This window comes from Corynebacterium riegelii, assembly GCF_016728505.1.
GTDB classification, from domain to species: Bacteria; Actinomycetota; Actinomycetes; order Mycobacteriales; family Mycobacteriaceae; genus Corynebacterium; species Corynebacterium riegelii.
The window spans coordinates 1,626,640-1,638,945 of record NZ_CP068159.1 but is presented as its reverse complement, the minus strand read 5'-3'; the positions used below and the strand labels follow the sequence as shown (position 1 = coordinate 1,638,945).

The window sequence follows — 12,306 nt, the reverse complement described above, 5'->3', positions numbered from 1 at the left end:
CGCTAAAATAGTACGGGTGTTCTAATTTGCGGATTGTGTGTGGGGGTCAGGTTTTAGTGTGTGAGCCATGTTCACTACCAAAGCTATTTCCACTGACCTGTCCGCCGAGATCCAAAACCGCTTCCCCGCCGCCGTTGAGGCGCTGCAAGCAATCGTGCACCACCCACGCTCACTGTCACGCCCAACCGCGGCGTGGCGCCCACCGGTGAAGACGCTGCCGCGATTTGCCGGAGGACCACAACTCACCGCAGCCATCACCCGGCGGCGGGTCGGGCCACGAGCACGGGCCCGGATCCGCGGTTACGGACAAACCCAGGTGCCCGCCTACCTGATTGAGGTTCGCGTCTCCGACACCGCTGGGGTGCCGGTAGATTCCCGCTTAGCCGAAGCGTGGGTGCGCACCATGGTGGCACCCGAAAACGCCGGCGCTATCCATGAGCTAACCTGCGGGCGCAGCATCAGCTACGTCTGGCTGGTCGACGGGCAGTTCAACCCGATCGAGTCCCCATCGTCCATGTTCGAGGGGCTGACCGCAGCCTAAAGGCCACTAGTCCTCGTCGTCCTCGTCGAAGTCTTCCTCGTCGAAGTCGTCCTCGTCATCTTCGTCCTCGTCGTCGAAGTCCTCGTCGTCCTCGTCTGGATGGTCGTGGCCGAAGATGTCGTAGACGTCGGGCTCATCGTCCTCGTCCACCGGCAAAAGCTGCGCCTCCCAGTCCTCCGCCTGATCAGCGGCAAGCGAGAGCACATCAAACAGACGGTCAAAGTCCGTGAACTGGCCCAGGTCCAACACCTCAGCGTCCTCAACACTCTCGGACTGGATGACCTCAAACAGACGCAGGCGGTCCTCCTCGGTCAGCTCGGCGTCCCCATCGGACTCCCACAGCTCACCGATTGCGTCATCCACCAAGTCCTCGTGGTCATCCGCCAGCACCACGAACTGCACCTCAGCGCTAGGAGTGCCGTCTATAACCTGCAAGGTTACGTGCAGCTCAGCGTTGTCACCAACCTCGGCGCGCACCAGATCCGGGTTCACCCCGTCCTGGAAAAACTCCAGGTCCCCAATGCGCTCATCGGTGCCCTCAAGCAGGTCCGCCAGCACCGTGACCACCTGGTCCGTTGCCATATGCGTAGCCACGGTATCCACCGCATCTTCAACCGAAAACACCACAGAGACCAAGATGGCTTCAAACTCATCATCGTCTTCATCCACATCAGCCGCCGCGATATACACATTCGCCGCCGGCAAGTGCGGATCTATCTCAACAAACTGAATCTCCACATCGGCCGTAATCGGCACAAACATGGTTTCATCATGCACGCGCGACTCAATGCCGTCGCGGTCTAAGGCTGCAGCAATGTCCTCGAAAAAGCTCACGGTAGAACTACCTTTCTGACTATGCACATCAGTGGACATCCACGACGCACAACCGGCGCGGATGCGGACCCGCCCCAGCCTAGCCACGAAAACGAAACGGCGCTGATGAATTCGCACTGTTTGTTTGGCGCCTACTCGTCGTCTTCCACCAGCTCCGCACGCCCAATGCCCCACTCACGCATATCAAAGCCCTCCCACGCACGACGCTGCCTGGCCTTCGGGTCAAACAGCACCGAAAACTCGCGGTCAAATATGGCCGTGGCACGCCCCGGCACATCCTCATCACGGAACCCGTACTCCGGCCACTCCTCCCCCGGTCGCCCGTGGTGGAAGAACTCGCCCCAGTGGTACTGCATCATACGGCTGACCTCCTGGAAATCCTCAACGGGCGCAAAGCGGTCAATCTTGGACGCGCGGGTGGCATGCGGATCACCAAACACCGGCGCCAAATCGGAGGTGTGCACCGCACCGAGCCCAATTCTGCGCATCGCCTCAGAGGCGTAGTCAAAGCGATACATCCACGTGTCCGCCACCTGCCGGTGCGCGGTAGCCACCAACACGGACGGGGCCCAAAACACGGCGTCTGCAATCAGCTCAGCAAAATCACGTCTGCCCACCACATCGCCGTACACCCGCATGACCTGGGTGGCATTGTCCGGGTCATACACGCTCAAAGCCCGGCGCGCCGCCCGTTGACGCTGCTTGATGGTTTGGTACATGGTTTTGGCAAAGCTGGCTTCATCGGCGTTCGTGCCAATGATCAGTGGCACTGCGGCTTGCTTGCCCATATCGAAAACGTCGATGGGGTGTGCCTTGAGGGTTACCCCGTCCACGGTTGGCATGAACGCGGTGTTAAATTGCACGAGCTCTTTGCCGTTGAACAGCATGGATTGGCCGGTTCTTACCAGGTCCGCTGCATCTGCTTTGCGCAGGTCTTCGAGGGTGGACAGGCGGGACATCCCCATGCCGTCGATAAGCTCATGCACCCACATTTCGGCCTGGCGGCGAGAGTGTACGCTGGCTGCGGGCGGGCTTTGGGCAACAGCTGCATGGAACATGCCGCGCGCGGCTGGTGCGCACATGAGGTGTAGAACAGCGGCGCCGCCGGCGGATTCGCCCATGATGGTCACGCGCTCTGGGTTGCCGCCAAAGTTGGCAATGTTGTCGCGCACCCATGCCAGGGACAAAATCTGATCATGGATCGCCGGGTTGGCCTCACAGTCCGAGCCTACGGAGCGGAAGTCCAGGTACCCCAGCACGCCGAGGCGGAAGTTCACTGACACGTAGACAACGTTGGTGGCTTTCGCCAGCAGGTGGCCGCGCAGGACTTTTTCATGGCTTGCGCCGGTAACAAAGGTACCGCCGTGGAAGTAGACCACCACGGGAAGCTCTTCATCAGTGTCCGGTCGGACAATGTCGAGTGTCAGGCAGTCCTCGGTGCCAACAACGTGGTCTTTCCACCCAAAGGAGCCCTGGAGTGCGGGCGGGGCAAAACGGGTGGTCTCACGCACGCCTTCCCAGGGGGTGACCATCTGTGGCGCCCGGAAACGGTTCTCGCCACCTGTCGGTCCGCCATAGGGCACACCGCGCCAGGTGCGCACGCCAGTTCGGGGGTGGATAAAGCCGCGGATGACGCCCGCCGAAGTGGGCACCTCTAGGCTTTGCTCTCCATCCATGCCCGCCAGCGTAGCGCTGCACACCCGTAGACTGTTTCGAGAACAAAAAGGAGGTCACCGAATGCTGGGGACTAAACGAAACAAAAAGAACAACAACGCAGAAGGCACAGCAATCTCCGAACGCGAGACAAAGACCTTGATCAAGGAAATTGAGTCAGAGGATCCCAATCGCCTGATTGAGGACGCTGGACCGTTAGGCAAAGCCTTTATCCGTTCTGTGGATGCGGCAGTGAACCTGCAGACGGGCACGATCCGCGCGTACGTGAATTGGCTGCGTCGCCAAAACCCAGACGCAACGCCAGATGAGATTCAGGAGCTGATGACGAAGCAGTTCCGTACCACGGTTGCCACAACCGGCGCTGGCGCGGGCCTTGCAGCGGCGATTCCTGGCGTTGGTTTTGTTACGGGCGCAGCTGCCATTGCCGGCGAGTCTGTGCTGTTTTTAGATCTCGCTGCGTTTTACACCGTTGCCTCGGCGTACCTGCGAGGCAACGGATATCTCCGATCCGGAGCGTCGCCGCGCGGTGGTCTTGACCACGCTGACCGGTGCGAAGGGCGTGGCCATTGTGGATACGATTCTGGGCTCTGACAGTGACAAGCCGCTGAGCAAAAACACACTGAACAAGTTCTCCGGACCAACGCTGAAGGAAGCCAACAGCATGCTGACCCGGTTTGCGCTGCGTTCTATGCGTCGCAAGCTGCTTCGCGGCTGGATTGGCAAACTGCTGCCGCTGGGCCTTGGCGCGCTTGCCGGCAGGGCGGCTAACCGCAAGCTAGCTAACGCCGTGGTGGACAACGCCGTCGGCGCACTCGGGGCCACCCCTGTAGCTTTTGCGGAACCGCTGCCGGAGAAGGCGGACGCTACAGAAGCGAAGATGAGCATGGATCCCCGCAACTTTGCTGCGTGGATTCTCAATCTGTTTAAAAACACCAAGAAGAATCCGGAAGCCGAGACCGAGTAGATAGACCGAGTAGATTTTGTCCTCACCTCAGCCCAAACCCGCGACCCCACCCAGCGCCAGGCGTGCGCTGTTGCGTGCGCTGTCCGCCAACCGTGGCCCTGCCATTGTGGCGTTTTCCGCTGCGGTGTTTTCGGCAGTGTTTCAAACGGCGGTACCGGCGCTGACGGGTCGTGCGATAGACATCGCTGCGGGCAACACGGCAGGCGATATCCACAAGGTCGCCTGGGCGATGGTGGCCATTGCACTTGCCACGTTTGCTGTGAACTTCATCCGAAGGTTTACCTCGGGGCGTTTGGCGTCCAATAGCCAGCACTGGATGCGCGTACAACTGCTTCGCACCTTGCACCGCTTAGACGGCCCTGGTCAGGACCGCATTGTTGCGGGCCAGGTGGTGTCGCGCTCAATTACAGACTTGGGCCAGTTCCACATGGTGTTGGGCAGTTCCCCCATGCTGTTTACGCGAGCGTTGCAGCTGGTGGCCACGCTTGTGGTGATGTTTACCATGGACGTCTCGCTGTCACTCATGGCACTGGCACTGCTGCCGCTGATGATTTGGGAAGCGAACCGTTCACGCCGTCTGCTGTACGCCGCAACCTGGGTGAACCAGCAGAAGGCCGCGGATCTCACGCAGCAGGTTGAGGAGACGGTTTCTGGCGTTCGCGTGGTGCAGGCTTTTGGCCAGGAGCAGCGCGAGATTGATGCGCTGGATGCGTTGGGCAAAGAGCTCTACGCAGTGAAGATGCGCACCGCGAAGCTCACTGCACGGTTCCAGCCGCTGTTGGCGCAGCTGCCCAAGGTGGCGCTGGTGATCACGATTGTGATTGGCGGCATGAGTGCGCTTCGCGGTGACATCACCGTCGGCACGTTTGTGGCGTTTACCGCCTACCTCACGGCGATGACCACGCAGCTTTCCGCGCTGACAAGCCAGTATGTGCGCATTCACATGGGGATGAGTTCGGTTGCGAGGCTTGAAGACGTCCTCGAACTCGCACCAGAAGCACCAGAAGCCCCCGAAACACCCGCAGCACAGCAAACGCAGGCCAGCTCGGGCATCCGCTTTGATCACGTGGATTTTGCGCTCAATGGCAACCAGGTGCTGGATGACTTCACGCTGCACGTCAATCCCGGCGAGCAGGTGGCTATCGTTGGCCCGCCTGGCTCGGGCAAGACCATGGCTCTGCAGCTTGGCGGCGGTTTCTACACGCCTGACCAAGGTACGGTCTTCCCCACTGACCGCACCCACGTCACGTGTGTGTTTGATGAGGCCTTCCTGTTTTCCACCTCTGTCTACGACAACATTGCGCTGGGCAACCCGGATGCCTCGCAGGCTGAGGTGGAGCAGGCAGCGCGCCTAGCGCTTGCTGATGAGTTCATTGAGCGCCTGCCCGAGGGCTATCAGACTGAGGTCGGTGAGCGCGGGCTGACCCTCTCCGGTGGCCAGCGTCAGCGCATAGCACTCGCCCGTGCGCTGCTCGCCCGCCCAAAGGTGCTGTTGCTTGACGACGCCACATCCGCCATCGATGCCATCAACGAAGCCAAAATCCTGGCGAATCTTCGAAGCCACCTTCACGGGGTGACCGTGATCGCGGTGGCGCACCGCCAGTCCACGGTGGACCATGCAGACCGCGTGGTGGTTATGGATCACGGCCACGTGATCATGGACGGTCCTCGCGATGAGGTGGCACGCACCGAGGCCTACCAGGCGTTGATGGGCGCTGGTGGGGATCACGTAGGCGTCGATAAGCAAAAGCCCCCTGCGGAAACCTTGTGGCCGGAAGTACCTGAGGATACTGCGCCTGCCTCCGCCACCGAGGAGCTGATGGAGCGAGTGGCGCAACTGCCAGAGGCGACGGAGATGCCACAACTGCAACTGCCGGAGGGCGAGTTCCGTGTGCGCAACCTGTTTTCGGCGGTGCGCTGGCTGATCGTGGCAACCGTTGCGCTGCTGGTGGTCGGTGTGGCGGCGGATCTGGCGTTTCCAACGCTGACCCGCGCGGCGATTGACGGCGGCATCGAGCAAGGCAACCGAGATTTTTTGCTGCAGGTAGGCATGCTTGGCCTGGGCGTGGTGCTGATCGCCTGGGCTGCGGAGGTGGCGATGACGGTGCTGTCCTCGCGCGCTGGCGAACGCCTGCTCTACGGGCTTCGGCTGCGCAGTTACGCGCATCTGCAGCGGCTGGGTTTGAGCTATTTCGAATCACGGCTGTCCGGCAAGATCATCACGCGCATGACCACGGATATTGACACGCTGTCCTCGTTTTTGCAGACGGGTCTTGCCCAGGCGATTGTGGCCGTCGGCTCACTGATCGGTGTGTCCGTCATGCTGGTGTCCACCGACGGCGCGCTGACTTTGATTGCCATGCTGGCGGTGCCCGTGATCGTGCTTGCCACCTTAGTGTTCCGGCACTATTCCAAGCGCTTCTACCGCGCCGCGCGCACCCAGGTCAGCCTGGTCAACGGGCAATTTGCTGAGCTAATCGGCGGCATTCGTGTCACCCAGATGCACCGCGGCGAGGCGCGTGCAGAAGCCGCCTTCGCCGCCGAATCCGATCACTACCGCCGCCTGCGCATGCGCTCTATTACCGCCATGGGCCTGTACTTCCCCGCCATGCAGGCCATTAGCCAAATCATGACGGCACTGGTGATAGGCATCGGTGCCCAACGGGTGGCAGATGGCACGCTCAGCATCGGCGTGCTGGTAGCCTTCACCATGTATCTCGGCCAGCTCTACGGGCCGATTCAGCAGCTTGGCCAGATTTTTGATTCCTGGCAGCAAGCCACCGTCAGCTTCGAGCGCATCACCCAACTTTTGCGCGAGCGCACCGACGTGCCCGATACCGGCACCTCACCCGATGCCCGTCAGGCTGTACGTGGGGAGCTTTTGCTTGCCGACGCCACGTTTACCTACCAAAGCGCCACCACCCCCACCATTGCGAATATGACCCTGGCACTGCGCCCGGGCGAAAACGTGGCGCTGGTCGGCCCGACCGGCGCGGGCAAATCCACTGTGGTCAAACTCCTAGCGCGCTTCTACGATCCTGTCGAAGGTTCTGTGCGTGCCTCCGGTGTGGATATTCGTGAATTCCCGCTTCCCCAGTGGCGTCGCAGCCTGGCGCAGGTGCCGCAGGAGTCCTACCTGTTTGCAGGCACGGTTGCCAGCAACATTGCCTACGGAATGCCGCAGGCCACTGACGCCGACATCGAGGCAGCAGTTGAGCGCATTGGTGCGCTAGACGTCATCGCATCCATCCCAGGCGGCTTCAACGCGCGCGTGGGTGATCGCGGCAGGCGTTTAAGCTCTGGCCAACGACAAATCATCGCACTTGCGCGCGCCGAGCTGCTGCAGCCAGACGCGATGCTGCTGGATGAAGCAACAGCCACGTTGGATCCTGCAACCGAACGCGCGGTGCTCAACGCCTCAAACCAGGCCACCGCGGGGCGCACTGCCGTGATTGTGGCCCACCGGTTGGCCACCGCCGCGCGGGCGGACCGTATCGTTTTTATTGATTCGGGACGTATTGTGGAAGACGGCAGCCACGCTGAATTACTCGCTATGGGAGGCCGGTATGCACGCATGTGGGAGGCACACCGATAATGGGGGTAGTTCCGGCGGCACACCTGCAAGAATTGTTATAGGCGATGTCGAAGCGTGACTGATTTCACTAACATCGTTGTGAAGTCGCTAAATTAGACAAACTTGACACCACTGAAGGAAGGCGAACACCTGCCGTGAGCAGCGAAAACACATTCGGCCAGAACAGCTGGCTGGTTGACGAGATGTTCCAGCAGTTCCAGGAGGATCCAAACTCCGTCGATGCGGAGTGGCGTGAGCTATTTGAAAAGCAGGGCGCTCCGAAGACTGCAAAGGGCACCGCCAACGTCACCCCGTCCGCAAAGGGCTCCTCGCAGCCGAAGACGGATCCGAAGGTGTCGCGCTCCACGGCGGCACCTAGCCAGGACGGTCGTGAGACCAAGGTTGACCAGGCCGCAGCGCAGACCAAGAAGCCGCAGACGGTTCTGCCGAAGCCGAAGAAGTCCCCACTGGATCGCATCCCGGAGATCAAGGTTGAGCCGGGCGAGACCCAGCTCAAGGGCGCATTCCGCGCCATTGCGAAGAATATGAACGAGTCGCTTGAGGTTCCTACGGCGACCACCGTGCGTGACATGCCTGTCAAGCTCATGTTTGAAAACCGCGCCCTGGTCAACGACCACCTGAAGCGCACCCGCGGCGGCAAGATCTCCTTTACCCACATCATTGGTTACGCCATCATCCAGGCAACCAAGCTGCACCCGGACATGAACAAGAACTACCGCGAGGAAGAGAAGAAGTCCTTCGCGGTACAGCCGGAGCACATCAACCTGGGTCTGGCTATTGACCTGCCGGGCAAGGACGGCTCCCGCAACCTGGTAGTTGCAGCTATCAAGGAGTGCGAGAAGCTCTCCTTTAACCAGTTCGTCGACGCATACGAGGACATCGTGGACCGCGCCCGCGTGGGCAAGCTGACCATGGATGACTTCTCCGGCGTGACCATTCAGCTGACCAACCCGGGCGGCATTGGTACCCGCCACTCCATCCCGCGTCTGACCAAGGGCCAGGGCACCATCGTTGGCGTTGGTGCGATGGATTACCCGGCAGAGTTCGCAGGCGCCTCCGAGGACCGCCTGGCTGAGCTTGGCGTGGGCAAGCTGGTCACCCTGACCTCCACCTATGACCACCGTGTCATCCAGGGTGCAGAGTCCGGTGAGTTCCTGCGTGACATTTCGCAGCTGCTTATTGACGATAAGTTTTGGGACGAAATCTTCGAATCCCTCGAAATCCCCTACTCCCCGCTGCGCTGGGCACAGGACCTGCCGGATACCGGCATTAACAAGGACACCCGTGTCATGCAGCTTATCGAGGCATACCGCTCTCGTGGCCACCTGATCGCGGACACCAACCCGCTGCGCTGGCACCAGCCGGGCCTGCCGAAGCCGGATTCCCGCGACCTGTTGCTGGAGTCCCACGGCCTGACCCTGTGGGATCTGGACCGCACCTTCCACGTGGGTGGTTTCGGCGGCAAGGAGCGCATGACGCTGCGCGAGGTGCTGTCTCGCCTGCGCGCCGCCTACACCCTGCACGTTGGTGCTGAGTACGCACACGTGATGGACCGTGATGAGCGTGAGTGGCTGCGTGACCGCATGGAGGCCGGCATGCCGAAGCCGACCAACGCGGAGCAGAAGTACATCCTGCAGAAGCTCAACGCCGCTGAGGCTTTTGAGAACTTCCTGCAGACCAAGTACCTGGGCCAGAAGCGCTTCTCCCTTGAGGGTGCGGAGACCCTGATTCCGCTTATGGACGCTGCGATTGACACCGCCGCCGGCCAGGGCCTGGACGAGGTTGTCATTGGCATGCCGCACCGTGGCCGCCTGAACGTGCTGTTCAACATTGTTGGCAAGCCGGTTGCGACGATCTTCAACGAGTTCGAGGGCAACTTCAAGGCTGCTCAGCAGGGTGGCTCCGGTGACGTGAAGTACCACCTGGGCTTTGAGGGCGAGCACATCCAGATGTTTGGCGACGGTGAGATCAAGGTCTCCCTGGCCGCTAACCCGTCCCACCTTGAGGCTGTGGATCCGGTGCTGGTGGGTATGGCACGCGCCAAGACCGACCTGCTCAAGGCTGAGGAAGGCCGCGAGGACTTCCCGGTCATGCCGATCATGCTCCACGGTGACGCATCCTTCGCTGGTCTGGGCGTGGTCCAGGAGACCCTGAACCTGTCTCGCCTGCCGGGCTACTCCGTCGGCGGCACGGTGCATGTGATTGTGAACAACCAGATCGGCTTCACCACCACCCCGGACTCCGGCCGTTCCTCCTACTACGCCACCGACCTGGCCAAGGGCTTCGACTGCCCGGTCTTCCACGTCAATGGTGACGACCCGGAGGCAGCCGCATGGGTTGCCCAGCTGGCAACCGAGTACCGCCGCGAGTTTGGCAAGGACGTCTTCATTGACCTGATCTGCTACCGCCTGCGCGGCCACAACGAGGCTGATGACCCAACCGTGACCCAGCCGGTCATGTACGACCGCATTGACTCCCACCCGTCCGTGCGTACCCGCTACACCAATGACCTCATTGGCCGCGGCGACATCTCCCAGGAAGAGGCGGAGATTGCGGCACAGGACTTCCACGATCAGCTGGACGCAGTGTTCTCTGATGTGAAGGCTTCCGAGGGTGCACCGAGCGAGCAGACCGGTATTACGGATTCTCAGGAGCTCACCCGTGGTCTGGACACCAACATCACGGAAGAGACCTTCAAGAAGCTGGCCGATACCTACGCTGACCTGCCGGAGGACTTCACGCCGAACAAGCGCCTGAAGAACGTGCTGAAGAACCGTGGCGGCTCCTTCGAAAACGGTGACATTGACTGGGGCTGGGGCGAACTCCTCGCCTTCGGTTCCCTGGCCAAGGAAGGCCGCTTTGTCCGCCTCGCCGGTGAGGACAGCCAGCGCGGTACCTTCACCCAGCGCCACGCAGTGCTGTACAACCCGGAGAACGGCGAAGCGTTCAACCCGATCGACCACGCGGCCGTTGAGGCCGGCAACGGTGGCCGCTTCGAGGTGTACAACTCCGCCCTGACCGAGTTTGCAGGCCTTGGCTTTGAGTACGGCTACACCATTGCGGACCACGACGCTGTGGTGGCGTGGGAAGCGCAGTTCGGTGACTTCGCGAACGGTGCGCAGACCATCATTGATGAGTACATCTCCTCCGGCGAGACCAAGTGGGGTGAGCTGTCCAGCCTGATCATGCTCCTGCCGCACGGCTACGAGGGCCAGGGTCCGGACCACTCCTCCGCACGCATCGAGCGCTACCTGCAGCTGGTTGCTGAGGGCTCCATGACCATTGCACAGCCGTCTACTCCGGCGAACCACTTCCACCTGCTGCGCCGCCAGGCACTCGGCGAGATGAAGCGTCCGCTGGTGGTATTCACGCCGAAGTCCATGCTGCGCAACAAGGCAGCTGTGTCCCAGCCTGCGGACTTCACCGAGGTCAACCGCTTCCAGTCCGTGATTGATGATCCGACGTTTGTGGAGCGCGGCAACAAGAAGATCGCCGACACTGACAAGGTCACCACCATCCTGCTGTGCTCCGGCAAGATCTACTACGAGCTTGCTAAGCGCAAGGAGAAGGACGGTCGTGATGACGTTGCGATCATCCGCCTTGAAATGCTGCACCCGATCCCGTTCAACCGCCTCAAGGATGCGTTTGCGAACTACCCGAACGCCAAGGAGATCCGCTTCGTGCAGGATGAGCCGGCTAACCAGGGTCCGTGGCCGTTCTACAACGAGCACCTGCGCAACCTGATCCCGGATATGCCTGAGATGGTTCGTGTCTCCCGCCGTGCGCAGTCCACCACTGCAACCGGCGTGGGCAAGATCCACCAGCAGGAAGAGCAGCAGCTTATCGACGAGGCGTTTGCCAAATAACCGCCCCCATTAGATAAGCGAAAGGCCCCCGCACAGTGTGTGGGGGCCTTTGCCTTGCGCTGGGCGTTGTGCGCTGCGTGCTTTACTCTTCTGGGACAGCGCCCATGATGCCGGCGTATTCCGCGATCCACGCAGACACCGCCTGGCTCACAGGGGCACCGTTATCCACCTCGGCGGCGATCTCCTGAATCTCATCGGTAGCCATCACACGAGTGATGAAGTTGATGCGTGTGATCGTTCCGTGGTCAAACTTGCCGTCTAGGAACACCGGCACGATGTTTTGCGGCAATCCCCGAGGCTCCTCCACAGGCGCCTCCCCCTCCAATGCGTCCTCCGGCGCCTCCCCTGGCATCTCCTCCACCGGCGCGCAGCCTTCTGCCGGCGACGGGTTCACCGTGCTCATGTTGAAGGGGAAGGTGGCCACCATGGCGTCGTAGGTGGCGTCCGAAAGCTCAGGCCCGCTGAGGTCGCTTGCCTTGAGTTCTTCAGCCTTGTTGGGATCTTGCGACTCAAGCAGGGTGCCGGTGCAGGTGATCACAAGATCTACAGGCTGGTTCCGAAGCAGGGTCAGCGCGTCTTGTGTCTCACTGGCGCTCAAGCTGGATACGCCAGCCGCGTAGCCCATCGCGTCAAAGATCTGGCTATAGATCTCCCCCAACACCACTTGCTCTGATGAGTGCGGGTTAATACCGATAGCCACCGGGGTTCCTTGCTTGGTCCAGATGGACCGCAGCTCTTTCAGCCCCTGCGTGGACGCACACCCTGAGGTGCCCAGCGCCGCGGCAACCACCGTCGCTGCCGCAATTACACGTTTTACGCCTGCCTTGCCCAT

The 12,306-nt window shown here is 61.2% G+C and carries 8 protein-coding genes; 5 read left to right on the top strand and 3 right to left on the bottom strand.

Translation table 11 applies throughout. The features are described from left to right. The first annotated feature begins 67 nt into the window (after positions 1-67). Complete coding sequence (locus tag I6I71_RS07745) at positions 68-541, top strand: cupredoxin domain-containing protein (protein ID WP_201820038.1); 474 nt, start codon at positions 68-70, stop codon at positions 539-541. A 6-nt stretch (positions 542-547) separates the two neighbouring features. Here the strand turns inward: I6I71_RS07745 and I6I71_RS07740 are convergent, their stop codons facing one another. Further along, the gene (locus tag I6I71_RS07740) at positions 548-1,375 is read right to left on the bottom strand and encodes a hypothetical protein (protein ID WP_201820036.1); all 828 of its coding nucleotides are present in this window, start codon (positions 1,373-1,375) and stop codon (positions 548-550) included. A gap of 131 nt (positions 1,376-1,506) precedes the next feature. Next, complete coding sequence (locus I6I71_RS07735) at positions 1,507-3,051, bottom strand: carboxylesterase/lipase family protein (protein WP_201820032.1); 1,545 nt, start codon at positions 3,049-3,051, stop codon at positions 1,507-1,509. Positions 3,052-3,112: 61 nt separating this feature from the next. On the opposite strand from I6I71_RS07735, the gene I6I71_RS07730 reads away from it, so the two are divergent. The 4 genes from I6I71_RS07730 to I6I71_RS07715 all read left to right on the top strand — a co-directional run bounded on the left by I6I71_RS07730 (position 3,113) and on the right by I6I71_RS07715 (position 11,474). Then, positions 3,113-3,640, top strand: a complete 528-nt coding sequence (locus I6I71_RS07730) for a hypothetical protein (RefSeq protein ID WP_201820029.1) — start codon at positions 3,113-3,115, stop codon at positions 3,638-3,640. Continuing rightward, entirely contained in the window at positions 3,618-4,013 is a 396-nt protein-coding gene (locus I6I71_RS07725; RefSeq protein WP_201820026.1) for a hypothetical protein, read from the top strand. The genes I6I71_RS07730 and I6I71_RS07725 overlap by 23 nt, the downstream gene beginning before the upstream one ends. A 67-nt stretch (positions 4,014-4,080) precedes the next feature. Further along, positions 4,081-7,608: an ABC transporter ATP-binding protein gene (locus I6I71_RS07720; protein ID WP_201823558.1), complete on the top strand. Its 3,528-nt coding sequence runs from the start codon at positions 4,081-4,083 to the stop codon at positions 7,606-7,608. A gap of 134 nt (positions 7,609-7,742) precedes the next feature. Continuing rightward, a complete protein-coding gene (locus tag I6I71_RS07715; RefSeq protein ID WP_201820023.1) occupies positions 7,743-11,474 on the top strand; it encodes a multifunctional oxoglutarate decarboxylase/oxoglutarate dehydrogenase thiamine pyrophosphate-binding subunit/dihydrolipoyllysine-residue succinyltransferase subunit in 3,732 nt (1,243 codons plus the stop codon). An 82-nt stretch (positions 11,475-11,556) separates the two neighbouring features. Here I6I71_RS07715 and I6I71_RS07710 read toward each other — a convergent pair whose 3' ends face one another. Further along, complete coding sequence (locus I6I71_RS07710; protein WP_201820020.1) at positions 11,557-12,306, bottom strand: hypothetical protein; 750 nt, start codon at positions 12,304-12,306, stop codon at positions 11,557-11,559.

What these genes read in the sequence shown, in the direction of transcription:
- I6I71_RS07745 (WP_201820038.1), top strand. Translation starts at nt 68, where the DNA reads ATGTTCACTACCAAAGCTATTTCCACTGACCTGTCCGCCGAGATCCAA.
- I6I71_RS07730 (WP_201820029.1), top strand. Translation starts at nt 3,113, where the DNA reads ATGCTGGGGACTAAACGAAACAAAAAGAACAACAACGCAGAAGGCACA.
- I6I71_RS07710 (WP_201820020.1), bottom strand. Translation starts at nt 12,306, where the DNA reads ATGGGCAAGGCAGGCGTAAAACGTGTAATTGCGGCAGCGACGGTGGTT.
- I6I71_RS07735 (WP_201820032.1), bottom strand. Translation starts at nt 3,051, where the DNA reads ATGGATGGAGAGCAAAGCCTAGAGGTGCCCACTTCGGCGGGCGTCATC.